20 protein-coding genes are annotated in these 26,131 nt (G+C 65.1%); 11 read left to right on the plus strand and 9 right to left on the minus strand.

Going from position 1 to position 26,131, the window contains the following annotated elements:
• Window positions 1-700 (plus strand): shikimate dehydrogenase (locus RMO89_RS19180; RefSeq protein WP_310535182.1); only part of this gene is annotated, 700 nt, incomplete at its 5' end.
• Window positions 701-706: 6 nt separating this feature from the next.
• Here the strand turns inward: RMO89_RS19180 and RMO89_RS19185 are convergent.
• The 5 genes from RMO89_RS19185 to RMO89_RS19205 all read right to left on the minus strand — a co-directional run bounded on the left by RMO89_RS19185 (window position 707) and on the right by RMO89_RS19205 (window position 10,921).
• The gene (locus RMO89_RS19185) at window positions 707-883 is read right to left on the minus strand and encodes a hypothetical protein (RefSeq protein WP_310535185.1); all 177 of its coding nucleotides are present in this window, start codon (window positions 881-883) and stop codon (window positions 707-709) included.
• 25 nt (window positions 884-908) lie between these two features.
• Window positions 909-5,144 (minus strand): translocation/assembly module TamB domain-containing protein, encoded by a 4,236-nt coding sequence (locus RMO89_RS19190; RefSeq protein WP_310535186.1) that lies wholly within the window; start codon window positions 5,142-5,144, stop codon window positions 909-911.
• The gene (locus tag RMO89_RS19195) at window positions 5,144-7,351 is read right to left on the minus strand and encodes a BamA/TamA family outer membrane protein (protein WP_310535187.1); all 2,208 of its coding nucleotides are present in this window, start codon (window positions 7,349-7,351) and stop codon (window positions 5,144-5,146) included. Before RMO89_RS19195 ends, RMO89_RS19190 begins: the two co-directional genes overlap by 1 nt.
• Window positions 7,352-7,498: 147 nt before the next feature.
• Entirely contained in the window at window positions 7,499-8,383 is an 885-nt protein-coding gene (locus tag RMO89_RS19200) for an MBL fold metallo-hydrolase (RefSeq protein WP_310535189.1), read from the minus strand.
• Between the two features lie 114 nt (window positions 8,384-8,497).
• Window positions 8,498-10,921 (minus strand): TonB-dependent receptor, encoded by a 2,424-nt coding sequence (locus RMO89_RS19205; RefSeq protein WP_310535191.1) that lies wholly within the window; start codon window positions 10,919-10,921, stop codon window positions 8,498-8,500.
• 143 nt (window positions 10,922-11,064) lie between these two features.
• Between RMO89_RS19205 and RMO89_RS19210 the strand changes: the two genes are divergently transcribed.
• The 10 genes from RMO89_RS19210 (at window position 11,065) to RMO89_RS19255 (ending at window position 22,681) form a co-directional block, all read left to right on the plus strand.
• Window positions 11,065-11,484: a hypothetical protein gene (locus RMO89_RS19210; protein ID WP_310535192.1), complete on the plus strand. Its 420-nt coding sequence runs from the start codon at window positions 11,065-11,067 to the stop codon at window positions 11,482-11,484.
• 197 nt (window positions 11,485-11,681) lie between these two features.
• Window positions 11,682-12,776, plus strand: a complete 1,095-nt coding sequence (locus RMO89_RS19215) for a putative urea ABC transporter substrate-binding protein (RefSeq protein WP_310535193.1) — start codon at window positions 11,682-11,684, stop codon at window positions 12,774-12,776.
• A 40-nt stretch (window positions 12,777-12,816) separates the two neighbouring features.
• The gene (locus RMO89_RS19220) at window positions 12,817-13,632 is read left to right on the plus strand and encodes an ABC transporter permease (protein WP_310535194.1); all 816 of its coding nucleotides are present in this window, start codon (window positions 12,817-12,819) and stop codon (window positions 13,630-13,632) included.
• Between the two features lie 13 nt (window positions 13,633-13,645).
• Entirely contained in the window at window positions 13,646-14,425 is a 780-nt protein-coding gene (locus RMO89_RS19225) for an ATP-binding cassette domain-containing protein (protein ID WP_310535197.1), read from the plus strand.
• Window positions 14,422-14,889: a CopG family ribbon-helix-helix protein gene (locus tag RMO89_RS19230; protein ID WP_310535199.1), complete on the plus strand. Its 468-nt coding sequence runs from the start codon at window positions 14,422-14,424 to the stop codon at window positions 14,887-14,889. Before RMO89_RS19225 ends, RMO89_RS19230 begins: the two co-directional genes overlap by 4 nt.
• Window positions 14,886-15,710: an urea amidolyase associated protein UAAP1 gene (locus RMO89_RS19235; protein ID WP_310535200.1), complete on the plus strand. Its 825-nt coding sequence runs from the start codon at window positions 14,886-14,888 to the stop codon at window positions 15,708-15,710. The genes RMO89_RS19230 and RMO89_RS19235 overlap by 4 nt, the downstream gene beginning before the upstream one ends.
• Window positions 15,711-15,726: 16 nt before the next feature.
• Entirely contained in the window at window positions 15,727-16,362 is a 636-nt protein-coding gene (locus RMO89_RS19240) for an urea amidolyase associated protein UAAP2 (RefSeq protein WP_310535201.1), read from the plus strand.
• The gene (uca, locus tag RMO89_RS19245; protein WP_310535202.1) at window positions 16,359-19,955 is read left to right on the plus strand and encodes an urea carboxylase; all 3,597 of its coding nucleotides are present in this window, start codon (window positions 16,359-16,361) and stop codon (window positions 19,953-19,955) included. The genes RMO89_RS19240 and uca overlap by 4 nt, the downstream gene beginning before the upstream one ends.
• Window positions 19,952-21,736: an allophanate hydrolase gene (gene atzF / locus RMO89_RS19250; RefSeq protein ID WP_310535203.1), complete on the plus strand. Its 1,785-nt coding sequence runs from the start codon at window positions 19,952-19,954 to the stop codon at window positions 21,734-21,736. The genes uca and atzF overlap by 4 nt, the downstream gene beginning before the upstream one ends.
• Before the next feature lie 12 nt (window positions 21,737-21,748).
• Window positions 21,749-22,681 (plus strand): DUF6923 family protein, encoded by a 933-nt coding sequence (locus RMO89_RS19255; RefSeq protein WP_310535204.1) that lies wholly within the window; start codon window positions 21,749-21,751, stop codon window positions 22,679-22,681.
• A 43-nt stretch (window positions 22,682-22,724) separates the two neighbouring features.
• On the opposite strand, the gene RMO89_RS19260 is transcribed toward RMO89_RS19255, so the two are convergent.
• From RMO89_RS19260 to RMO89_RS19275, 4 genes are all read right to left on the minus strand, one after another.
• Window positions 22,725-23,057 (minus strand): UrcA family protein, encoded by a 333-nt coding sequence (locus RMO89_RS19260; protein ID WP_310535205.1) that lies wholly within the window; start codon window positions 23,055-23,057, stop codon window positions 22,725-22,727.
• Between the two features lie 126 nt (window positions 23,058-23,183).
• Window positions 23,184-23,579 carry a hypothetical protein gene (locus RMO89_RS19265; protein WP_310535206.1) on the minus strand — a complete coding sequence of 132 codons (396 nt, stop codon included), beginning with the start codon at window positions 23,577-23,579 and terminating at the stop codon, window positions 23,184-23,186.
• A gap of 11 nt (window positions 23,580-23,590) precedes the next feature.
• Window positions 23,591-25,168 carry a sulfotransferase gene (locus RMO89_RS19270; RefSeq protein ID WP_310535207.1) on the minus strand — a complete coding sequence of 526 codons (1,578 nt, stop codon included), beginning with the start codon at window positions 25,166-25,168 and terminating at the stop codon, window positions 23,591-23,593.
• Complete coding sequence (locus RMO89_RS19275) at window positions 25,165-26,106, minus strand: sterol desaturase family protein (RefSeq protein WP_310535208.1); 942 nt, start codon at window positions 26,104-26,106, stop codon at window positions 25,165-25,167. The genes RMO89_RS19270 and RMO89_RS19275 overlap by 4 nt, the downstream gene beginning before the upstream one ends.
• Window positions 26,107-26,131: the final 25 nt, after the last annotated feature.

A 26,131-nucleotide genomic window follows, 5' to 3' on the forward strand; every position in this document is an offset into this window, starting at 1 on the left:
TGCCGCGCTTGGCCCCCTGCTGCGCCGCCTTGCCGGTGAAGGGTTCAGCGGGGTCAACATCACTTATCCCTTCAAGCAGGCGGTCATCGGCCTGCTCGATGAACTGGCCGACTGCGCCCGCAGTGTCGGCGCGGTGAACACCGTCGCCATGCGCGGCGGGCGGCTGGTGGGCTATAACACCGACAAGACCGGCTTTCAGGAAAGCCTGGCCGAAGGCATGCCCGACGCGGACCTTGGCAAGGTGCTGCAACTGGGTGCTGGCGGGGCCGGAGCCGCCGTGGCCAGCGCGCTGCTTTCGCTCGGCACGCGCGAACTGGTGATCGCCGACCTAGACCTGCCGCGCGCCGAGGCACTGGCCCGGCGGCTGGAAGCAAGCCATGGTGCCGCCACGGTATCCGCGCGGCGTATTCAGGACGTGCAAACGGAAACCGTCACCGGCATAGTCAACTCGACACCGATGGGCATGGCCGCCCATCCACACCCGGCAATCGACCCGGCGCTACTCGAAAGCCGGCACTGGGTTGCCGACATCGTCTATTTCCCGCTGGAAACCGAACTACTGCGGATCGCGCGCGAGAAAGGCTGCCAGACACTGAACGGCAGCGGCATGGTCGTCGGTCAGGCCGCCCGCGCTTTCGAGATTTTCACCGGCCACAAGGCTGACAAGCCGCGCATGGTGCAAAGCTTCCTGCAGGCCTGAGCGGGGCTAGTTTGTCGCCGCCGGACTGCCAGATTCGATCGCCTGAGCCGCGGCCCCTTCGCTGGCCGCTACCGACAATTCCGCATCGATAGCCTTGGTCTTGGCCTCAAGCTTTTTCTGAGCGGCATCAAAGCGTTCGTCGAACGATGGTTCCTGCTTGCAACCCGCAAGGGCGAGCAACACGGCGAAGGCACAAGCGAGCCGCATCTCAATACCGCTTGCGATAGCGCAAGTTCACGTTCGTTCCTCCCGAACCGCCGGCCTGGCTGAGCAGCGACAGGGCCTTGCTCAGGCTTACCTCGATCTGCGTCGCGGTAAAGCCGCGCGCGTCGGTGATCAGTTCGAGATAGACGTTGTTCGAAATGTAGCGCCCGGCGGCAATGGCCGTGCCGCGACCGGTCTTTTCATCGGCGGACAGAATGCGCAGGCGCGAAATGCCGGTCGCTGCGCGCAGCTTGCCCAGCGGGTTGAGCCCGCCGCCCCCGCCGCGAAGGCTGCTGAGCGACGCGGCCAGTTGCAGTCCCTGCAGCGGAGAAAGCTGCCCCAGCGAGCTGCCAAACAGGATACGCGACAGCACCTCGTCCCCCGGCAGGGCAGGGCTGGAACTGAAGGTAATCTGCGGATTGAGCGCCCGCCCGCCCACGTTGACGGTAACCGCAACATCATCAATGTCCTCGCTGGCCGACAGCACGATCTGCGGATCGCCAAGCGGCCCGCCGGTGTAGAGCAGTCGCCCTTCCTGCAGGTCGAACTGGCGTCCGGCAAAGCCCAGATTGCCGCGCACAAGGGTGATGTCGCCCGTGACCAGCGGCGCCGCATTGGTGCCCCGCACCCGCAGGTCCGCGCCCCATTCGCTGTCCAGACCCATGCCTGTGACGAACAGCTGGTTGGGCGTGGACAGCGCTATGTCGAGCCGCAGGGCAGCGAAGGGACTGCCAGCGGGGGGAGCCGGTTCATTGCCGGTGACCCGCAGCCGGCCGCGCGGCGGTTTGAAGCGCACGCCGCTTAGTTCAGGCACCTCGGCCGATCCCTGCCGCACCAGTTCATAGCGGGTTTCCGACAGCGCCAGCCGGCCCGAAACCAGCGCCGTCTCCCCGGCGCTCTTGCTCAGCCGCAGCTTGCCCGTGGCGGATGAAGAGAGCGCAGAGCCGCGGGCGATCTGCGCGTTGTCGAGATCGAAGGCCATGTCCATCGGATAGCCGGCATCCGCGGCAAGACTGAGATAGCCCTTGCCCGAAAGCTTGCCTGCTCCGGCAGCCGCTTCGAGCCGGTCCACCTCAAGCCGGTCGCCGGCAAAGCGGCCATCAAGCACCATACTGGAAAGCCGCGTGCCATAGGTGCTGTTCTCGTAAGTCAGCCCTTCGCCGCGCACGATCCCGCGCAGTAGCGGCTCGCGCAGGCGGCCGGAAAAGTCCGCGCCCACGGCGATCGGGCCTGACAGGCTCTGCCCCGATTGTCCGACAAAGGACCACAGCGTTTCCGCTGGACCATTGTAACGGATGCCGCCGCCCAGCGGGGCAGCCGTCACGCGAGAAACCCAGCCGCCCGCACCGGGACCCAGCGGGCTCAGCGAGGCATTGAGCCGGCCGATCACGGTGCCCCGCCGGCGGATCACCGCGCGTCCTTCACCGCCATCGGCATGCAGGGTGCCGACGAAATTGACGTCGACCGGCTGGCTGACCATGGTTGATGTCGTGCGCGTGAAACCGTCGATCGACAGCCGCGCATCAGCGCGCGGGAAGGCACCGGGATTGGCCTGGGCGAAATCGAGGCTGCCGGTGGCTTTCCCGCCGATGTTGTAGCCGGGATAGAAGGCATTGAGCCGGGCCATGTCGAAGCGGTCCATGCGGCTCTCGATCGTCAGACCGGTGCCGTATTTGCCGGCCAGCCGCACCGATCCGCTGCCGAAATCGAAGCGGCTGGGCAGCAGTTCGTAACCCGCCTTCGACGGCACGATCCGCGCCGGGCTGGCGGTACGCACCGAGGTACCGCGCACCCGTCCATCCAGCGCAACGCGCCACAGGCTGGGCTGGAGGTCGGCATTGCCGGCAAGGCGGAACGGCACGCCGCTGGTGCCTTCGATCAGGAATTTCGCCTGTCCCCGCCCGTCCTGATAATTCACCTGCGCGCGCGCGGCGGCAAGGTTCAGGCTGCGGATGCGGGTCTGCGCAAGTTGCACGTCGGCGACCACCAGCGGCCGGTCATAAAGCACCACGCGGGCATCGACGATGGCCGCGCCGACCGCGAGATTGGCGGGACCGGGCAGGACCGTGTCTTTCGCCCGCAAGTTGACCAGCGCTTCCTGATAGCGGCCTGCGGGGGCGAGCCGGATGATGCCGGTCAGGCCCCGGCCCTCGGCATTGAACGTGCCGGTGAACGGCCCCGCCGCACTGCGTTCCGCGCGGCCAGTGAAGCCGATGCCCGCCAGATCGCCGCGGTTGACCAGCAGCGCCAGCCGCTTGCCCTGCAACAGGGTAACGTCGGCGGTCAGCGGTCCGTAGTCGGTGCTGCCGGTGGCGTTGAAGCGGTAACCGCCCTGGTTGCCGATGATCTCGGCGCGCACGCCCGCCAGGCCGATGCCGAAGCCGGGACTACCGGCGAGCAGAATGGCGCGCGGTTTGTCGAGCGTTCCGGTCAATTCGACCGCCAGCGGGCCATAGCGGACCGAGCGGCCCGAGGCGGTGAGATTGATCGCGCCGCCCGGTGCATAGGTGCCCCGGCCATCGAAGACCTGCAATTCCGGCGCCGAAACCCGCAGGCGCGAGAAGCGGACAATGCCATCAGGTCCATAGAGCAGCTGGCTCGATCCCGAGGCATTTCCGCCGAGAAAATCGCGCACTGCCGGATTGACCAGACTGGTAGACCGCGCGCGTACTGTGCCGGTCAGCACAAAGCCCTGCCCCGTGCGCTTGAGGTCTGCCGTGGTGCTGACCGCGAAGGTGCCGACGCTATCGACGACATAACGGTTGATGCGGCCTTCGAAGGCCCCGGTATACAGCCCGCGCGCGGTATCGGCCAGAAGCACCGCCTTGGCATCGATCCGGTCGGAGCGGATTTTCATGTTGTCAGACAGGATGCGCGTGCCGTCAAAGGCGAGGTCGCCGTCGAGCCGGACGTTATCGAGCCTGCCGCTCGCCACCGCGTCCAGTCCCTCGATCCGGGCGACTCGCGCGGCAACGGGCACCATTGCCTGCCGCCCGTCGATCCGCGCCGTCCCGCTCGCGTCGAGACCATTCAGCACGACATTGCTGATGGTGAGCTGCCCCGCTTGCAGCCGGTAATCCACCTTGGGACGGGCGAAAGCCTCGTTCAGCGTCAGTTCTGCTCGCAACGCGCGGCCCGAAAGGTTGGGCGCCAGCGCGGCGGGGCGCATCAGCAGGACATCGAGCTTGAGATCATCGAAGCTGTTGTCGGTGAAATCGGCGACACCGTTGGGCGTGATCGACAGCGCCGCCGAACGCAGCGAACCCGACAAAGCGGCGCGGCGCTGGTCAAGCTTTGCGGTCAGGTCCATCTGGGTCGTGGCGTCGAGCAGGACTGCCGGCACTCCGCCCAGCAGTCGGCCAAGTTCCGCCGGGCCTTTGACCGCAAACGTCCCATCGCGCGCGCTCAGGGCGAGGCGAGCGAATGGCTTCCCGGCCAGATCGGCATTGAACGCGCCGTTCCACGCGGCCCAGTCGCCCGCTCCGTCGAGCTTCAGCGACAGGCTCTCGCCAATGCCGGCAAGCGCGCCGATCACGCCGCCTTTCGGTGCATCGAGCGACAGCTTCAGTGCCAGCCGGTTCGCCTCGGGCACGGCATCCAGTGCAAGGTCGAGCCGGTCGCCCGCAAGCCCGCCAGGCGCGGCGATGGTCACCGCCTGCGCGGTCAGCCGCGCGCGGCGATCGGCGATCCGGGCGTTTCCGGTCAGCCTCAGTTCGCGCCGCTCGCCCGAGACGGCGGCTTCGGAGACCAGCCGGTCAATCCGCAGCGCGCCGATGTCGATATCGAGATCGGGCAGCAGCGGCCCGGCGCTGGTCGAGGGCTTGAACGCCGGCACCCGCATCAGCACCACTTCGGCGGCGCTGGCCGAGCGCAGGTTCACGTGATTTTTCAGGTAGTCGAGGGGCTGCCAATCGACCTCGATCACCGGCGCGCGCAGGAAGGCGCCGCGGGTGTCATAGGCCACGACATCGACCAGCCGCGCCTTGCCATAAAGCGATCCCTCGATCCGGCCGACGCTGATCCGCAGGCCATTGGCGAAGGTCGTGCCCGAAATCTGCCGGGCGACATAATCGCGCCCAGGCCCGCTGTTCACCCAGACCACCAGCGCGGCGGCCAGCAGGACGATGGCAGCAAGACCAGCCGCCGCCCAGCGCACAGCCCGTCGCAGGATTGGCCGGCGCGTAGGCGAAGGCGCGTCCTGAGGAAGAGGCTCAGGCAGGGGCGGCGCTTCAGCTTCCATCAGAAGGCCTGCCCGATCGAGACATAGACATTAAGCCAGCCCTCACCCGGTCGCCGAGCCAGCGGGGTTGCCAGATCGACGCGCATCGGCCCGAAATTGGTATAGAGCCGCGCCCCCAGCCCGACGCCGGCGCGAAGGTTGGAGAAGTCGGGAAGCGAGGTCGCATAGGACTGACCGACATCGGCAAAGGCCACCACGCCGTAATCGCCGAAACGGTAACGCACTTCGAACGCCGCCTCGTTCAGGCTGCGCCCGCCGGTGGGGTCGCCCGCCGGATCGAGCGGTCCGAGTTGCTGATAGGCAAAACCGCGCACTGATCCGCCGCCGCCCGCAAAGAGCCGGCGCGATGGCGCGAGGTCATCGAGGTCAACCCCCTGGATCGAAGCGACGCGCATCCGGCCTGCCACGACCAGGTTCTTGCCAACCGGGTAATAGGCCGAGCCATCCAGTTGAACCCGCGCATAGGGCGAAAACCCGCGTTGCAGCGACCCTTCGGGCTCGACCAGCGCGGTCACGCGAAAGCCCTCTTTCGGGTCGAGCAGGCTGTCAGTGGTGTCGAGGCCGATCTGCCCCGTCAGCCCGGCAATCGCATAGGTCCGCCGCTCCCGCGCGCCGAGCGTCACATCATAGACGCTCTCGTTCGTGCCGATGATCTGCGCGCCATAGGCATAGGTCAGCCGCTTCTGCCACAGCGGGGTGGAATCATAGCTGACCCGCGCAGCAAGCCGCCCGGTATAGGCGGAGAACGCGTCGTAACTCGAATGGTTGAGGTCCAGCCCCAGTTCGAAACTGCGATCGCGCTTGCCCGCGTTCGAACGGCGGAAGGTCACGCCGGCGCCCTGTTCCTGCGTACCCGCCACCCCGCTGACGATCAGCGCGCCTTCGGGCGGGAACAGGTTGCGGTGGGTCCAGCTGCCTTCGATGCGGAAGCCCTCACCCGTGTTGTAACCGGCGCTGGCAGCGATCACGCGCGGCGGGCCGGCTTCCTGCTGGACTGCCAGATCGACGACTTCGGTGCCGTCCGGTCCGGGCTTTCCGGTGCCCTTCGGCTCGACGCCGATGGAGCGGAACAGGCCGGTGGCGATCAAGGCCTGACGCAGGTCATCTACCTTGCGACTGTCGTAAAGTTCGCCGGGCTTGAAGCGGGCGAGCACTTCGACATGGTCGGCACCAAAGGCCTCCTTGCCGCTGCTGACGATCGCCCCGAAGCTGCCCCGCGGCCCGACTGCGACTGGCAGGGTATAGTCCGCCCCGCCGGTGTCCTGATCGAGCAACACATCGCGCTGGCCGACCGAGGCGAAGGGATAGCCATTCTCGGGCAAGGCCAGCGCCACCTTTGCCTCTGCCCCCAGCACGCGTTCGGCGATCACCGGTTCGCCCACCTGCAGGGCCAGATTGTCGCGGATGAGCGTGGCAGGGATAGTCGGCGCGGCATCGATCTCAACGCTGGTAAACGCGAAGCGCTTGCCCGGCACCACGTCGAATACCACCGTCAGCGGCTTTCCGGCTTCGGCCTGCGGCTGTTCGATCCGGCTGATGACGCGGCTGTCCATCCAGCCCTCGGCGGCGAGCAGCTTTTTCAGGAGGACGATGTCCTCCCCGGCGCGGCTCGAAACCTGCGCGGCATTGGCCGCCTTGCCCTTGCCGCCCTTCAGCGCCGAGGCATCATTGAACCTGCCCTCCAGCCCATCGGCCTCGGCAGCATCGCCAAGGCCGTTGACCTGAACCAGATAGGCGACTTCCACATCGCGCGTGTCTTTTTCAGGCTCGGCAAAGGTGGCCGGCTCGACCTTGAAGGTTTCGAGCGGCGGCAGCGGCGCGGCCAATTCGGCATCGCGGACGGGCGCGCTGCCGATTGGAGCCGGCGCAGGCGTTTCTGCCTCGGCGGCGGGGTCGGTAATCGTGGTGGATGCAGGGTTCGTTTCGCCGGGCTGCTGGGCAGCCAGTCGCCGCTCGAACTCGTCGATCGATTCCAGCGGGCGGGAAAGCTCGGGGTCGTCGTCGGGCGAAATGGCGGGAATCGCCTTTTCGAACTCGGCATCGGGGACAATCGGCTCGATTACCGGCAAATTGGCGCCGGGCGGGGGCGAGGGAACGGTTTGGGTTCCGGCAGGAGCGGGCCGCGTTTGAGCAGCCGCTGGAATGGCAATCTGCGTAGCGCCTGCAAGCAGCGAGATTGCTAACAGCCGGGTGTGCCCCAAAGTCATTCAGCCCGCCGGTCTTCGCTTTCGAGCGCCAACGGCGCTGTCCGGCAGGTGCCGGACCCGGTTGCAATGCACCTGCTTTCGAATTGTTCCAACCCCCGGCAAGATAATTCGGGTGTCGCGCGGGCTCATTGGAGGGTCGCAGAATAGCTATTGAAGGCGTGGTGCAACCGGCATGATGATGAAGTCGGCAAGGACCAGCGGGACATCCGGCTTGTCCAGCGGCGCTTTCAGGCCTGCCCGCAGATGGCCGATGGCGGCTCCGGGCAATTCCAGCGCATGTTCGTCCAGATGGCTGGGCGCTTCGTGCCCATAATCCTTGCCGGGCGTGCTGGTCATCTCGATGTGCGCCCCAAGCGCCCAGCGGACCGGGCGCCTTGCGGCAAACCGGGCGAGGCGATCAATGCTGGCGCGATTGTCAGCCATGAAATTGACCGGGACATAAAGCCGGCCCGGATAGAGCGTATCGCCCGACAACAGGATCTTCAGCCGGGGATCATAGACCATGATCGCTGCTGACTGGTGCCCCGGCGTGGGGATGATGCTCAGCGCGCGGCCACCAAGATCGAATTTGGCGATCTCGTCCGGCCATTTCTGGATGGCGAAGAAGCTGGCGACCTCCGCCGGCTTGAGGCCGACAACAGTCGTGTCTGCCCGCTCGCGGAATGCGGCATCGCCGGCAACGTGATCGCCGTGGCTGTGGCTGTGCGCGACGACAAGCGGGATGGACTTGCGCCCGCGCGCCGCCAGCCAGCCCGCGATCAAGCGGTCGACGGTTGGCCGGATCTGGCCATCCTTGGCGCCGGAATCGATCAGCAGCGCCTTATCGCGCCCGAACAGCAGATAAAGAAAGGGTGCTTCGAAATTGGTCTTGATCGATTGGCGGATGACGAACGTGTCCGCGTCCAGCGCCTGGACCTGCGTGACCGGTTCCTGATCGAGAGTGCCGGCGATCCACCTCTCTGCAAACAGCGGCGGCGCGGCATGGGCGGCAACCGGGGCGAGGAGAAATAGGGCTGCGGTCGCACGCAACATGGCGCTTGTGGCACTCAATCGGAACCGCGCCGGAATGAATGCCACCATGGTTGCGTCTTTCCTTCAAAAGGAAGGGGCCTGCACCCAGGCAGGCCCCTTAGTCGGCAGGTCTCGTCAGTAACGGAAGCGGAAATCGACACCGACGCGGCGCGGCGTCAGGATGCCGGTGGCGTAATAGCGTTCGACCACGCCAGTGCGGACCACGTTGTACGAACTGCGGTCGTTGCCGATCGAGGTGATCGCGTACTTGTTGAAGATGTTGTCGGCATAGAGGCCAAGGTCGAAGTGTTCACCGTGGTAGGTCAGCGATGCCCGGTGGGTTGTGTATCCGGGGATCACTTCGCCATTACCGCGCAGACCAACGCGCGAGTAGATGTCGCCCGTATAGGTCGTCGCCCAGGTCGCCTCGATGTCGGTGCTATCGCTGAGCGGCTGGGTGTACGAGATCTGCGCGCTCGCCGAATGCTTGGTCGAACCTGGCAGGCGGTCTCCCTTGAAGGCATCGGCCTTGCCGTCTGGCTGGGTCGAATCCGACACGATGTTCGGGGCGTCCTGAACCAGATGGGCATCGGTGTAAGAGTAGGTCGCCTGGAACTTGAGGTTCGAAGTGATCTTCGCCCGGGCCGTGAACTCGAAGCCTTGCGACACGGCATCGTTGGCGTTGACCGTGATACCTACAGCGCCGTTGACCGTTTGCGAAGGCAGCTGCAGCCCGGTCCAGTCGATATGGAAGACCGAGGCAGTGAGCTGCAGGCGCTTGTCGAGAACCGAGGCACGGACACCCAGCTCCATATTGCGCGTCTTGTCCGGATCATAGGCTAGTTCGTTGGGCAAGGCACAGACATTCTGACCGGCGGGCAGCGGCAGGATGCAGGGGGCAACGCGGTTGACGTTGCCGGTGCGGTAGCCGGTGCTGTAGGTGAAGTAGGTCATCAGGTCGTCGCTGAACTTGTACGAGGTGTTGGCCTTCCACACCATGCCATCGGCCGCGGTCGAGCCTGACTTGATGCGGCTCGGGTCAAACTGGATCAGCGGATAGGGCGTGCGCCGGCGGCCGCCGCCGGTCAGCGGCGTATCGGTGCCGCCTTCGGCAAAGGCATCGTACTTGAAGTAACGCAGGCCGCCGGTGACTTGCCACTTGTCCGAAATTTCGAACGTCGCTTCGCCGTAAGCTGCCTTTTCCTTCAGCTTGGTGTTGACGAAGGAAATGTATTCGAGGTCATCCGGGCGGAAGACGCCGAAGAAGTTGGCCATTCCGGGTGTATATTCCTGGTAGTTCTGGTTGCGGCGCAGGTTGTTGTAGAACCCGCCGATCACCCAGCTGAGCGGCCCGCCGTGGGTTGAAACGAGGCGCACCTCGCCGTTGAACTGGCGGTATTCGTTGACCGACTGGTTGAACGAGGAAAACGTCGGGAACGCTTCGTAACCATAGTCGAGGTCGAGCAGCAGGTCGGTGTTGTCGCCCTTGTTGGTCGATCTCTGCTTGGTCCAGGCCGCCGTGGCGACGAGCTGGGCAAAGCCGAAGTTGAAGTTGGTTTCGACAGCCATCAGGTCCGAAACGCGCTTGGTGGGTTCAGTATAGCGCTTGGTCGATTCATACGGCCCCGAACCGAGCACGCCCGCCTGGGTCGACTGGCCGCCTTCGGTCTTGGTCTGCTGATGCGCGTAAGTCAGGTAGATCTTGTAGTCGGGATTGAGCTCCAGCAGCAGCTGGTTGCGCGTGGTGAAGGTGCGCTCGTAGTTGAGATCCTTCTTGGAATAGAAGTTGGCGTCGCGCTGAGCCTGCGTGCCGAAGCCGCCCTGGGCTGCGGTGGTGCCGCGCACCGGCTGCGGGTTGGAAATGCCGGGGGTCTTCAGCAGGTAGTTGTAATCGATGAAGCCCGGATTGTCGTAATAGCCGACGGTTGATCGCAGCGCGATGTGATCCGCAATGATCGGAATATTGATCGTGGCGTCGGCGTTGACGCCGGGATCCGAGCTTTCGGATTCGGCGAACATGCGCATATGCGCGGCAATCGACCAGTCGCTCGAATTGGGGCGATTGGGCATGTAGCGCACCGCACCAGCCAGCGTTCCGAGGCCATAAAGTGTGCCTTGCGGGCCCTGAAGGACTTCGACGCGGCTGATGTCGAGCAGCTTGAAATCGAGGTAAAGCGGCACTTCGCCCATGTAGACGCCGACCGCGTTATCGAAGTTCGAACCGACCGTGCTGGTATCGGCGGACGAGATGCCGCGCATGATGATCGTACCGGTCGATTTGGGACCGGTATCGGTGACGGTCAGGCCGGGCGTGAAGGCCGCGAGTCCCTTGACGTCGTCGATGCGCTGCTTCTCGATATCTTCTGAACTGACCGCGCTGATGTTGATCGGTGCGTCCTGCAACGATGTCTCGCGGCGCGTCGCGGTTACGACAATCGCATCGTCATCGCTGACTTCGGTCGCGGTGTCTTCAGCCGGAGCCGTCTGTGCAAAAGCCTGCGTCGTGCCCATGCCCATCAGCATGGTTGCGCAAAGCAAAGTGTGGCGAACAAGTTTCATAGGTCACTCCGGCCCCAAGAGGTTTGAGCCTTTCCTGAAGTGACATCCCCCCCGTTGACGCTCTGGCCCTTTGGTTAGGCCGGCACCTTGTCGGTCGTTCTGATTGTCGTCGTCTTCGGTATGGTGTGGTTGGGGAAGCCGTGTTGAACGGCCCCAAACGGTTCATGCAGTCTGGAATTGTGCCGTGGAAAGGCCAGCCGATTCGCCAGACGGGCACCACCGGCGATTGCCGGTGCGGTGCCGTTGGCGGCATAACGGGTGGTCAGCCTACGATCCACGAAACCCTCATTATCGGCCAGCGAGCGCCGGCATATGCTTCCCTTCGTTTCGCCGCTTCATCGAGCGACGACGATCAAGGTATGGATATTACGGAATGCGTCAAGCGTAATAATTCCGCACCTGCTCAGTATGATTCAAAATCGTGCTGCAGTGCACAAATTCGTGCTTTTTCAAGTTTCGCTACTTGTCATAGCGGATGCGAATTCGTGCTGAGCCGCGTTTGCTGCGACCCCCGAAATCGCGATAAATTTCGAATCGCAACCCGATTCGCCCAGTGGGGCTGATTGCCGATCCGGTCAGTAAAAGCTCGATTTTGAGCCAGACACCTCATCAGCCACGCTGCTTTTGACCATCGAACTGGACGTTTTCGTGGCCGAGACAGCTGCTCGAAAAAAATATTACGAGATATTCAAAAGGTAATATTTGGGATGGACAAGCGATTTGATCGGGGTGATGCTGCAGTGCGAAAGGGGATCGAATCATGATCACGAAATTTGGCAAGCTGATCGCCAGGACGAGTGGAATGGCGCTGATGGCCGGGGCGCTCGCGCTCGCTTCGTGTTCCCCTTCGGCGCAGGCTCCGACAGAGCCCAAGACCGAGTTCAACATCGGTTGGTCGATCTATGCCGGATGGATGCCGTGGCCCTATGCCCAGCAATCCGGGATCGTGAAGAAGTGGGCCGACAAATACGGCATCAAGATCAACATCGTGCAGGTCAATGACTACGTTGAATCGGTCAACCAGTACACGGCCGGCAAGTTCGACGGCGTGACCCTTGCCAACATGGATGCGCTGACCATCCCGGCGGCCGGCGGCAAGGACACCAGCGCGATCATCGTCGGCGATTATTCCAACGGCAACGACGGTATCCTGCTCAAAGGCGCGGGCGGCCTCAGCGCGATCAAGGGCCAGTCAGTCTATCTCGTCGAGCTTTCCGTCTCGCATTACCTGCTGGCGCGCGGCCTTGAAAAGGCGGGCCTGCAACCGGCTGACGTCAAGACGATCAACACGTCGGACGCCGATATCGTTGGCGCCTTTTCCAGCCCCGATGCGAAAGCGGCGGTGGCATGGAACCCGCAGCTTTCTGTAATGAAGGCCGGCCCCGGCGTGAAGGAGGTCTTCAGCTCGGCCCAGATTCCCGGCGAAATCCTTGATCTGCTGGTCGTCGATACCGCCACGCTCAAGGCCAATCCGAATCTTGGCAAGGCCCTCGCCGGCATCTGGTATGAAACCGTCGCGCTGATGCAGCGGCAGGATGCGCAGGGCAAGGCGGCGCGGGCCGCCATGGCCAAGCTGGCCGGCTCCACGCCCGAGGATTTTGACAGCCAGCTGGCGACGACATTCCTCTATGCCGATCCCAAGGCAGCTGTGGCGGCTACCACCGCGCCCGCGCTGATGCAGAACATGAAGCTGGTGCGCGATTTCAGCTTCACCAAGGGCCTGTTCAAGGGTGCCGCGAGCGCCGATGCGGTCGGCATGTCGTTCCCGGGGGGCAAGACCCTCGGCGATCCGGCGAAAGTCACGCTGCGCTTCGACGAGAATTTCATGAAGCTCGCCGCAGACGGCAAGCTCTGAGCGATCCTGACGCGAACTCTGACCAAGGCACGATGACGGTATGCGCTGGGTAAACCGCCAGGTCCGACGAGGGGAAGGCATCCTGCTCGGGGCGTTGCCGATCCTGTTGCTGGTGCTGCTGTACCTGTTCTTCGCGGCGCAGCGCCATGCCATCAATCCCGCCGACAAGATCCTGCCGCTCCCCGGCGCCATGGCTCAGGCCATGTCCTCACTGCTTTTCGTGCCTGACCAGCTGAGCGGCAAGCTGCTGTTCTGGGCGGATACCGGGGCGAGCCTTTACCGGCTCGGCATCGGGCTCGGCATTGCGACGCTGACCGCGCTGGTTGTCGGCCTTGTCCTCGGCGTCCTGCCAACCGTGCGCGCGACCTTCAGCCCGCTGGTGACCGGCATTGCCGTCATCCCGCCGATCGCCCTGCTGCCGATCCTGTTCATCGCGCTGGGCCTGGGCGAGACGGCAAAAATCGCGCTGATCGTCATCGGCATCACCCCGGTCATGGTCCGCGACATCATGGCCCACGTCGCCGCCCTGCCGCGCGAACAGATCGTCAAGGCGCAGACGCTGGGCGCAAATTCGTGGCAAATCATCATCCGAGTTGCCTTGCCGCAGGCCATGCCGCGCCTGCTCCACGCAATGCGGCTGGCGCTTGGTCCGGCATGGGTGTTCCTGATCTCGGCCGAGGCGATCGCCTCCGACATCGGGCTTGGCTACCGGATCTTCCTCGTCCGCCGCTATTTGTCGATGGACGTGATCATCCCCTACGTCGCGTGGATTGCCTTGCTGGCGATCATCATGGACGTAGCCCTGCTGGCGCTCAGCCGCCGCATGTTTGCCTGGGCGCACGAGGCAGGTCGATGAGCGAGACTGGCCGATGAGCGCGCTGCTTTCCCTCCAGAACGTCTGGGTCGAATACGGCGACAAGGTCGTGCTCGAACAGATGGACCTCGATGTCGAAGCGGGATCCTTCGTGTCGATCATCGGGCCATCGGGCGCCGGCAAGTCCAGCCTGCTGCGCATCATCCTTGGTCAGGAAGCGCCGACGCGCGGGACCATCCTGCTGGATGGAGAGCCGCTGGCACCCGAGTGCGGACCAGACCGGGGCGTGGTATTCCAGCGCTATTCGGTGTTTCCGCACCTGAACGTCCTGCGCAACACGGTGTTCGGGCTCGAATGCGAAAAGGCACCGCTGCTGGCCCGGCTGTTCGGCCCTGCCCGCCGCGCCGCGGAGGCCGAGGCCGCCGCCATGCTCGAAGCCGTTGGCCTGGGCGACAGTCTGCACATCCACCCCGCGCAGATGTCGGGCGGCATGCAGCAGCGGCTGGCGATCGCGCAGGCGCTGATCAAGCGCCCGCGCATCCTTCTGCTCGATGAACCATTCGGCGCGCTCGATCCCGGCATCCGGGCAGACATGCACGTGCTGATCCGCCGGCTGTGGCAGGAATATGCGCTGACCGTCATCATGGTCACGCACGACATCCAGGAAGCGTTCGGCCTCGGCACCCGGGTGCTCGCGCTCGACAAGCGGCGGCACGATCCGCACGCGCCGCACCGCTTTGGCGCGACCGCCGTCTATGACCTGCCGCTGCGCCGGAACGGCGCGGGCCAAACGGCCGAAGATACAACGAAAATTGAAGAGAGGATTGGCGCATGAGCGAAACAACCAGTCTCGCCAGACTCAGCATGAGCTTGCCGGGCGAACTGTTCCGGCAGCTCGACATGATGGTCGAGGAGCGCGGCCTGCCGTCGCGCTCGCAGCTGATTGCCGAACTGATCCGACATGCGCTGGCCGAACACGAAGCCTATACGCGGCCTGACGAGATGCTCGCCGGCACGATCACCATCGTCTATCGCGGCGATCGCGGCCGGGTGCGCCATCAGCTGGCCCAGACCCAGGCCGACTACCTTCGGGAAGTCATTTCCTCGCAGCACGTCTTCCTTGAGGACGACCAGTCGCTTGAGGTTTTGCTAGTTCAGGGGCCGGCGTCCTTGCTCAAGGAACTGTGCGACGCGCTGCGCCGGGTGCGCGGCGTGCACCAGCTGCAACTGGTCACCACCACCGCCCTCCTGCCGCCGCTTTACGAACAGGACGGCACGAAAAAGGGAGCCGCGGCATGAGCGAAGCGCTCGCCAATCCGCTGGCGGCCCGCGATCACGCGCGGCGCATGGCCGGAACCGTGGTCGAGGCCATGCCGGTCCTGCCGCCGAGCGCAGATGACTTGCCGGCGGGAGTCTCGCCAGCCGATCTGCTGTGGGAAGAGACCATCGCGGCAGGCGGGTATGCCACCCGCCGGCTGGCCCGCGGCGCGCAGCTGCGGCTGATCGACGTGCAAGGCGATGCCTGCGCTTCGATCCTGCTGTTCAATGCCGAGATGCCGACTGAACGGCTCAATGTCGCTGATACGGTCAAGATCCAGTGGAACGCCTATCTTGGCGCGGGCAAGCTGCTGCTGTCCGACATGGGCCGGGTGCTGATGTCGATCACCGAGGATGGCGCCGGCACCCACGACACCTTTTGCGGCGCCTCGAACGCGGCCAGCAACGGCGCGAAATATGGCGATGGATCGAACAGCGGGCCGCATCCCAATGGACGCGATCGCCTGCTGCTGGGCGCGGCCAAGCACGGACTGACGCGCCGCGACGTCCACCCCTGCGTCACCCTGTTCAAGGGCACGCGGATCCAAGCGGACGGCACAATCACGCCGCTGGTCGGGCCGTACGAGCCGGGCCGCAGCGTGATCCTGCGCGCCGAGATGGACGTGATCGTGGTGATCGCCAACTGCCCGCACGTGCTCGATCCTCGCGAGGATTGGACCGTAACCCCGCTGCGCGCAACGGCGTGGCGCGGGCTGGCCACGCCAGCAGACGACGCCATCCGCACTGCGACGCCCGAAGGCCTGCGCGCCTTCGAGAACGTCGACGACTATTACCGCCGTTAACAAGGAACAGGGCCGCATGAGCGTCGATCCCCACCTCTCTGGTCTGACCGGCACGATCCGGCACGACGTGACCGTGCCCGCCCGCGCGCCGTGGCTGCACCATGTCGCCGCCGGACAGACGCTGCGTATCGTCGATCTGGAGGGCAATCAGGCCGTCGATTTCCTGCTCTACAGCGCCGCTGACGATGCCGAGCGCTATAGCGCGCAGGATACCGTGGCCGCGCAGGGCAACCTGTTCCTGCGCCAGGGCACGGTCCTGCGATCAAACGAGGGCCGCGCGATGATGACGATCGCGGCAACCTCGGTCGAATATCATGATACCATCGGCGGCGCTTGCTCCTGCGAGTCCAACACCCTGCGCTATGGCCATCACACCAAGGCGCAGCACGCCTGCGTCGAGAACTTCCTTGAGGCCAACCTTGCCGAAGGGCGCGGCAAGCGCGACATGGTGTCGAACATCAACTTCTTCATGAACGTGCCGGTTGAGGCCGACGGTTCGCTGGGCATCGTCGACGGCATTTCCGCGCCCGGGCTGACGGTCGATCTCAAGGCCGAGATGGACGTCATTGTCGTCGTTTCGAACTGCCCGCAGATCAACAATCCCTGCAACGCCTTCAACCCCACGCCCGTCCGCATGATCGTTGCCGGATGAGCTTCGACACGGTCCTGATTGCGAACCGGGGGGCGATTGCAACTCGGATCATTCGCACCCTGCGGCGCATGGGCCTGCGTTCGGTTGCGGTCTATTCCGAGGCCGATGAAGGCTCGCTGCATGTATCCGAGGCGGATGAGGCGGTTTGCATCGGCCCGGCACCGGCGGCAGAAAGCTATCTCAACGTAGCCGCAATTCTCGAAGCGGCCCGCGCTACCGGGGCAGGGGCCATCCACCCGGGCTATGGCTTCCTGGCCGAGAATGTCGACTTCGCCCTCGCCTGCGCTGCGGCCGGAATTGTCTTTATCGGGCCGACGCCGGACAACATCCGCACCTTCGGGCTGAAGCACACCGCCCGCGCGCTCGCCGCTGCCCAAGGCGTGCCGCTGGCCCCCGGCACCGACCTGCTGACCGGCGAAGACGAAGCCGTGACCGCCGCGCGGGACATCGGTTTCCCTGTCATGCTGAAGGCAACCGCCGGCGGCGGCGGCATTGGCATGCGGATCTGCGAAGACGAGGCGGCGGTGCGCGAGGGCTTTGCCGCCGTCGCCCGGCTCGGGCAGAACAACTTCGGCGATGCCGGCATCTTCCTGGAACGCTACATCCGCCGCGCGCGCCATATCGAGGTGCAGATCTTCGGTGACGGCGCCGGGCGGATCATGCCGCTGGCCGAGCGCGACTGCTCGCTCCAGCGGCGCAACCAGAAGGTGGTCGAAGAGGCCCCCGCCCCGCTGCTGCCCGCAAGTGTCCGCGACCAGCTGATCGCCGCCGCGACCCGGCTGGGACAGGCGGCGAATTACCGCTCTGCCGGAACTGTCGAATTTCTCTACGATGCCGAGCGCGAGGAGTTCTTCTTCCTCGAAATGAACACCCGGCTGCAGGTCGAGCACGGCGTCACCGAGGAAATTCTCGGCATCGATCTGGTCGAATGGATGATCCGGGGCGGCGCGGGCGACTTTGCCTTCTTGGACGCTCCGCTGCCGGCGCCAAAGGGTCATTCGGTCCAGGTACGCCTTTACGCCGAGGACCCTGCGCTCGACTATCGCCCGACGACGGGCACGCTGACGCGCGTCGAATTCCCGGCCAATATGCGGGTCGAGACGTGGTGCATGGCCGGAAGCACGGTTTCTGCGTGGTACGATCCGATGCTGGCCAAGCTGATCGTCCATGCCTCGACACGCGATGCAGCGGTAGCGGCGATGCAGACCGCGCTGGACCACGCCCGCGTCGATGGCATCGAGACCAACCTGCGCTGGCTGCGCGAGGTCGTGCGCTCGCACGCCTTCGTCAGCGGCGAGGTTTCGACCCAGTCGCTCGCAGCGATTGCCTATGCCCCCCGCAGCGTCCGCGTGATTGCCGGCGGGACCGCGACCACGGTACAGGACTGGCCGGGGCGGCAGAACTATTGGGCCGTCGGCGTCCCGCCCTCTGGCCCGATGGACGACCAGTCGTTCCGCATCGGCAACCGCCTGCTCGGCAATCCCGAGGGCACGGTCGGGCTTGAAGTCACCATTTCCGGACCGACGCTCTTGTTCAACGCGCCGGCACGCATTTGCCTGACCGGGGCAGATTTCGGCGCGACCCTGGACGGCTCCCGGGTGCCGTCCGGACAGGCGCTCGACATCGCCGCCGGACAGACGCTTGCCCTTGGCCGCGCGGGCGGCGGCGGCATTCGCGGCTATATCCTGTTCGCCGGCGGGCTCGATATCGCGCCCTATCTCGGCAGCTGCAGCACGTTTGAGCTCGGCAAGTTCGGCGGCCACGCGGCGCGGCGGTTGCTGGCCGGCGATACGCTGCACCTTGGTGATGAGGTTCCAGGCGAGGCCCTGCCCGTCGCGGCCCTGCCCAAGCTGTCGAACGAGTGGACCCTGCGCGTCCTCTATGGCCCGCACGGTGCGCCCGATTTCTTCACCGATGGCGATATCGAGGCCCTCGTCTCGGCCAACTGGCAGGTGCATTACAACAGCAACCGCACCGGCGTGCGGCTGATCGGCCCGAAGCCGCACTGGGCCCGCAAGGATGGCGGCGAGGCGGGGTTGCATCCGTCGAACATCCACGACAATCCCTATGCCATCGGCGCAGTCGATTTCACCGGGGACATGCCGATCATCCTCGGCCCGGACGGCCCCTCGCTGGGCGGCTTTGTCTGCCCCTTCGTGGTCATCGCGGCGGATCGCTGGAAGATCGGTCAGCTGGTCCCGGGTGACACCCTGCGCTTCGTGCCGGTGGGTGCCGGCGATGCCGCGCTGGCCCACATACTCCAGCAACAACTGGTCAGCGAAGGCACGGCGCACTCCGAAGGCCCGGCGCGGCCGATTGAAATCCTCTCGCCGATCCTTGCCGAAACGCCGGCAGGTGGCGGGCGGCCGGCGGTGGTCTATCGCCAGCAGGGCGATCGCAACATCCTTGTCGAATATGGTCCGATCGTGCTCGATATCGAGCTGCGGATTCGCGCCCATGCCCTGATGTGCGAACTGGAACGGCTGGCCCTGCCCGGGGTGATCGACGTGGTCCCCGGCATCCGTTCGCTGCAGCTGCATTTCGATGGAACCAGCCTTGACCAGAAGGCGGCGCTGGCCGCGCTGATCGCCTGCGAGGAGCGGCTGGGCGACCTTGGCGACTTCTCGATCCCCTCGCGCGTGGTCCATCTGCCGCTCAGCTGGCGCGATCCCGCGACGGTCGAGACGATCGAGAAATACATGAGCGCGGTGCGCGATGACGCGCCTTGGTGCCCGGACAATATCGAGTTCATCCGCCGCATAAACGGCCTGCCCGATGCCGATGCCGTGGAGAACCTGATCTTCGAGGCGAACTACCTCGTGCTCGGTCTGGGTGATGTCTATCTGGGCGCACCGGTGGCCACTCCGGTCGATCCCCGGCACCGGCTGGTGACCACCAAGTACAACCCCGCGCGCACCTGGACGCCGCCCAATGTCGTGGGCATCGGCGGGGCCTATATGTGCATTTACGGCATGGAGGGACCGGGCGGTTACCAGCTGTTCGGCCGCACGGTCCCGGTGTGGAACACCCACCGCCAGACCGACGCCTTCATCGAGGGCAAGCCGTGGCTGCTGCGCTTTTTTGACCAGATCAGGTTCTATCCGGTCAGCGCCGAGGAACTGGCCGACTGGCACCGCGACCTGCCCAACGGGCGGCGCTCGCTGCGGATCGAAGAGTCGGAATTCCGCCTTTCGGAATACCGCGCCTTCCTCGCCGCCAATGCCGGGGACATCAGCGAATTCGAATCCCGGCGGCAGTCCGCTTTCGACGAGGAACGCGCCGAATGGCAGCGGCGCGGCGAGTTCGACCGGGTCAGCGCGCTGGTCGAAGCCGATGTTCCGGAAGTGGCGGCGATCGAAGTTCCCGACGGCGCGGACCTGGTCGAGGCGCCGTTCGGCGGCAGCGTGTGGAAGCTGATGGTGGCCGAGGGCGACGAGGTCGAGGCCGGGGATGTCATTGCAGTGATCGAGGCGATGAAAATGGAATGTGCTGTGGAAAGTCCCGGCAGTGGCACGGTGGCCGCGCTCTACCTCAAGGAGCGTCAGGCGGTGCAGCCCGGCGCGCCGATGATGGCCTTGCGGAGGCACCCATGAGCGGTTCGGTGCGCGACCTGCTTTCCCGGCGGAGTGTATCCGCAATTGCAGCGGGGGTGAATTCGGGCACCGTCAGCGCCGCCGAAGTGGCGCAGGACACGCTGGCGCGGCTGGCGGCCTATGATCCCGTCCAGCCGCAGGTCTGGATCAGCCGGCCCGCACCGGAACAGATCCTCGCCGCAGCGCGCGCGGTCGATGCGCGGATGGCAGCGGGCGAAGTCCTGCCGCTTGCGGGGGTGCCGTTTGCGGTGAAGGACAATATCGACGTTGCCGGTATGGAAACCACCGCGGCCTGCCCGGCCTTCGCATTCCAGCCGGAGGAATCCGCAGCAGTCATCGAACGCCTGCTCGATGCGGGCGCTATCTGCATCGGCAAGACCAACCTCGATCAGTTCGCCACCGGCCTCAACGGCACGCGCAGCCCGCACGGTGCGCCGCGCAATGCCTATAACCTTGCCTATGTCAGCGGCGGATCGAGTTCGGGATCGTCGGTCGCCGTGTCGGCAGGTCTGGTGGCCTTTGCCCTGGGGACGGACACGGCAGGATCGGGCCGCGTGCCAGCTGCTTTCCAGCACCTCATCGGTCTCAAGCCCACCAAGGGGCGCTGGTCGACGCGCGGCTTGCTGCCCGCCTGCCGCACGATCGATTGCATCACGGTGTTTACCGACGATCTGGCCGGCGCGCGCCTGATTGACAGCGTGATCGCCGGCTATGACCGGGCCGATCCCTATTCCAAGCCGCTGGCGGACAAGCCGCTCGGCCGCAAAAAGATCGGTGTACCCCGGCGCGGGCAGCGCGTGTGGTTCGGCGATCTTGAGTCCGAATATCTCTATGACCGGGCGCTTGAGACGCTTGGGCGGGACGCCGAGATCGTCGAGATCGATCTGGCGCCGCTGCTTGAGGCGGCACAGTTGCTTTACGGCGGCCCATGGGTGGCAGAACGTACGGCAGCTCTGGCGGACCTTCTCGCCAACAATCCGGGGGCGATCGATCCGACCGTGCGCGAAGTGGTCGAACCGGGTCTGGCGATGAGCGCGGTCGACCTGTTCAACGGCATTTACCGCATGGCCGAACTGAAACGCCACGCCGACGAGCAGTGGGCGGCGGTCGACCTGCTGGCCTTCCCGACCACCGGCACCACTTACCGCGTCGCCGAACTCCACGCTGCGCCGGTCGCGCTCAATAGCGCCTTTGGCCTCTACACCAACTTCGTGAACCTGCTCGACATGGCCGCCGTCGCCGTCCCCGCCGGGATCCGCGCCAATGGCACGGGCTTTGGTATCACGCTGATCGGGCCAGCGGACACCGACCTTGCGTTGCTCGATGCGGCCGAGGCCTATCTTGCAGGCGCGCAGCTTCCGTCACTACCGCCGCTGGACCTGGAGGGCAAAATGCAGACCGTGAAACTCGCCGTTGTCGGAGCGCATCTGGAGGGCATGCCGCTGCACTGGCAGCTGACCTCACGCGATGCGAAGTTCGTCGGCGCCTTTGAAACTGCGCCCGATTACCGGCTCTATGCCATCGCGGACAGCGTGCCGCCCAAGCCGGCGCTGGTTCATTCCGCAGAAGGTGCGGCGATCAAGGTCGAGGTGTACGAGCTGGGCGTGGCCGAATTCGGCAGCTTCGTGGTCGAGGTGCCGCCGCCGCTGGCGATCGGCACGGTGACCTTGTCCGATGGCACCAGCGTCAAGGGCTTCGTCGCTGAACCGCGCGCGCTCGATGGCGCGCGGGACATCACCAGCCTTGGTGGCTGGCGCGCCTATATCGCTGACATCAGCTAGGAAGGAACTGGCATGTCCAAGTCACATATCATGTTGGCAGCAGCCCTTCTGGGCGGCGGCACGGCGCATGCTGCCGCCGCCGACGCGCCACCCGAGCAGGTCATTCCGGTGCCCGGCTTCGCCGATTTCATCGCGGTCGACGGCAAGTCGATCTGGGTCACCAACCGCACCAAGGTGGAGCGTTGGTCGCGCGAAGGCAAGCTGGCGGAATCGGCGATGACGCGGGCCTGCGGGGCGATGACCGTGTTCCAGAAATCGCTGTGGGTCGCCGATTGCAAGGACAATGCGGTGATCCGCATCGAATCAAAAACCGGCAAGCGCCTCGCCGCCATCCCCACCGGGATCGCCAACCGCGCGGGTGAGCTGAATGTCGTTTCCGGAGCGGGATCGATCTGGATCGCCAGCGACGATGCCGGCTTGGTTTCGCGCATCGATCCCAAGACCAACACGGTCGTGGCCACCGTGAAGGTCGATTCCGGCACCTGGTATCTGGCCTATGGCTTCGGGGCGCTATGGGCGGTCAGCAGCAACCAGCAGTCGGTGCAGCGGATCGATCCCAAGACCAATTCGGTGACCAAGCGGACGGCGCTGGGCAAGACGCCGGGCTTTCTTGCCGCCGGCGTCGGCGGCGTCTGGGTTCAGGAACAGGGCGACGGCACAGTAGCGCGCGTCGATCCGCGCAGCGGTGAGGTGACGGGCCGGGCCAAGGTCGGCGAAGTTCTCAAGTACGGGGACATCGATACTGGCGGCGGCAAGGTCTGGGTGCGGACGACCGAAGAGCAGACCTTCGTGGTCATCGATCCCAAGCGCATGACGACTGTCGCACGGCTCGGAAAGCCGGAAGGCAGCGGGGCGCTGCGCTATACCTCGGCGGGGATCTGGACTTCGGCGCATGACGTGCACACCATCACCTGGTGGCCGGCGCCGGCAAAGATCGCCAAGTGAATCTTCCGCGCGGTGCCAGCGCACCGCGCGGAAATTCAATCGCTTAGCGGGCAGCCAGACGGACTGCCGAAGCGCCCGATGCCTTGGCAAGCCGGGCTTCAACCTGCGAGCGCACATCGGCAACCACGCCGGCACGGCAAGCGGCAGACTTGGCTTCGAGCGAAAGGTGGACGCCGGCAAGACGGTCACCGCAAACGGCACGGGCGGCTTCGTCCATGCGGATGGCGAGGCGCTGCTGACCATCGGCGGTGCCGAGATCAATGCCCTTGAGGCTGAGGACAGCCGAGTCCTGGGCGAGCGGATTGTCGGTGGTGGTTGCGGCAGAAGCCGAGGTCGCGAGTGCGAGAGTGGCGAAAGCCACGAGGCCGATTTTCATCATCATCTCCTGTGAATGGAATGGGGCATCGCTCTTCGGCGACTGCCCCTCACATAGAGTGGGTCGATGAAACTTTCAATAGATAACACAATATTGGAATATTATTACTTACGTCAGACTTGGTTATTACTTCACCCGGACTTCGAGCAGGGCCAGATTGGTCGTTCCGCCCAGCAGGCCGATTGGCAAACGCGCCTCTGCTGAAGTCTGCACGACCCCCATCGCATCAATCGTCGAAACCTCGATGGTGCGGGCATATCGCTGCGACCAATCGCGGATCTGGGCGACCGGCAGGCTGACCTTCCAGTTGCGGTTGCCCTGCACCGATACGGCATGGCCATTGATCAACACGGTTTCGGAGCCTCGTTCGCGGCTGCCCCAGATCACCAGGCAGTTGCCCGCCGCGCAGGAGACCACCTTTGTCGTGGGAGCCGAAGCGGCGAGTGCGGGAGCGGCCATTCCACCGGCGATAATGGCGATCACCGGCAGCGCGGAACGGGCGAGGAATCCGGGGAGAGGCATCGGCTTTCCTTTCATTCGACCGGAATCCCGGCCTGTTCGAAAAATGCGCGGACGGGTTCGAGCACCGCCGCGTGGCGCTTCCAGCGGGCGACGGAATCGGCATAGATCGGCCGCCGAACCTGCGACGCGCTGGGGGTGGAAACCGGGGCGCTGTTGGTGTGGAATTGCAGGCAGTCATCCGACCAGCCCAGCCCGCAATGGGCGAGCAGCCGGCGCGTCTGGCCTTCCTGATCTGCCACCAGATCCTCGTAGCGCACTTCCAGCAACCGCTCGGGAAAGGCCTCGCGCCAGGTGGCCATCAACCGGTCGAAACGGACGTAATAGGCGGCGATGTCGAGCAGGTCGTAGCTGTAGTCGTAGTACCGCGAACTGACGGCAAAGAGATTGCGGAAGTTGCTCAGCACCGTGTCCATCGGGCTGCGGCGCAGGCAGACGATGCGCGCGGCGGGGAGCGCCTTGGCGATGAACCCGGCGTACTGGAAATTGCCGGGAAACTTGTCAGTAAAGCGCGGCTTGGCATTGCGGCGCAGGTGCTGCGCGCGGGCCAGATAGGCGCGGCCAATATCGCCCATGTCGCAGGCGGCGGCGGCGGCAATCGTCTCGGGATCGAGCACGGTCCGGCTGCGCGTTCCCGACGCCATTTTCACCGCGAGCGGCATGGCCTGCAATTCGCCGGCGCTCTCTACATCGGGGTGCGAGGAGAGGATGCGATCGACCAGCGTCGTGCCGGTGCGCGGCATGCCGATGATGAAGATCGGCGCTTCGGCGGATGGTTTGGCCACTGGAGCATTCGCCAGCGCCGGCCAGCTTTGTTCGATGGCATCGAAGGCCGCCGCATCGCGGGCGAAGCTGTATGGGAGCGAACGGCGGTGTTCGGCGTTGGCGGTGCAAAGCCGGTCCAGCGCGGCGTCAGCCTCGCCAATGTCCTCAAGCTCCTTGGCCAGGGCATAGCCGAGCAACAGCTTTGCATTTCCGGGGGCCGCCTTGCCAATTGCCGCCGCCAGCCGCTGCGTATGATTGCGGTCCGGCGTCTGCTTGCGCAGGCTCGCCAACAGGTGATGCGCGCGGGCATCGCCGGGAAACAGCGCGAGCAGGGCTTCGAGCGCCTCTTCCGCATCGTCGACCCGGCCCAGGAAGTTCAGTGTCGTCGCCAGGTTGTAGCGGTACTCGGCGCTTTGCGGGACAAGGCGCACGGCCTCTTCGAAGTGCGGCAGGGCGGCGGCGTGATCACCCAGCCGCGCATAGACGCAGCCCATGGTGTCCCGGCTGAGGGCATCGCTCGGCGGCGTCCGCTCGGCCGCGCGCATGGTATCGGCAGCATCGCCTTCGCGGCGGACGAGTGTGAACAGCTTGGCGAGCTGGGCCTGATACTCGCCCCTCGGAGCAATGGCGACGGCGCGGCCCACGTGTTCGATACCGGCCTTGAAACGACCCGCGCCCGATTCAGCGATGCCGAGCAGGAAATGGCCTTCTGGTTCTTCGGGATAGTCCGCGACCAGCGTGGCGGCGAAACGGTGAGTCGACTGGAGATCCCCGCGCGAGAGGGCGCTGCGTGCGGCGCTGACCCGTGCGGAGCAGCGCGCCATCATGCCGGTGCAGCGTCCGATGCCTGCGCCCGCCGCGCCTTGTAACGGTCGATCAGCGGCTGGAACGGGAACAGGGTCTGCTCCAGGATGGAAAGCCGCCGCCGATCGTCCTGCCCAACCTCGATGCCCTCGCCTTCGCGGTAGGTTCCGAAGATCCGGTCGAGCAGGATCAGCGAATTGCCGTAATTGCAGCGGGTGTTCTCGTATGCGACCGAATGGTGCAGGCTGTGGTGGCGGATCGTGGTGAGGAAGAACGAGTACCAGATCGGCGGGTTCGCCCGGACATTGGCATGGGCGAAGGTGGAAACCACGCCGCCGAGGTTGAAGGCGGCGAACATCGCGGTCTTGTCAAAATCGAGCAGGGCAATCACGCTGAGGCTGATCAGGAACAGCTCGATCGGATTGCCCACCGCGCCCTTGGCGGCATTGAGCTGGGTAATGTGATGATGCGGCGCATGAGTCAGCCAGAACGGCGTCCAGTTGTGCATCAGCCGGTGCATCCAGTACTGGCCGAATTCGATGATCGTGAAGACCATCAGCGCCTGCACCAGCCACGGCAGCTGCGTGATTGACGGGGTAGCAATGCCAAGCGAGGCCTTGGCGGCCAGCAGCGGGTTTTCCGCCAGCCGCACCGTCAGCCACGAAATCACCGTTGCGCTGAGCACGACATAGAACAGGTCGGTGAAGAACTCCTGCCGGTTCATCCGCCAGCCCGCGTGTCGCTCGTGAACCTGTTCAAGGCCCAGCACGATCAGCATGATCAGCGGCGACGTAATGGTCAGTGTCCACTCGCTATCGAGCACCGCCTGCGGAGCCTGCGACCAGAACAGCAGGACCGCAGCCACCATTAGGGGTGGCAACAGGTTGAACGCCTTGTCTTTGAACGAAGCCACCGGAACAAGCGCGCCCTCAGCCGTGGTTTCGATTTCCATTGCCGACATGGCGCAGCTCCCGTGTTGTCGGGAA

It is taken from the genome of Novosphingobium sp., from assembly GCF_031424035.1.
Classification (GTDB): Bacteria; Pseudomonadota; Alphaproteobacteria; order Sphingomonadales; family Sphingomonadaceae; genus Novosphingobium.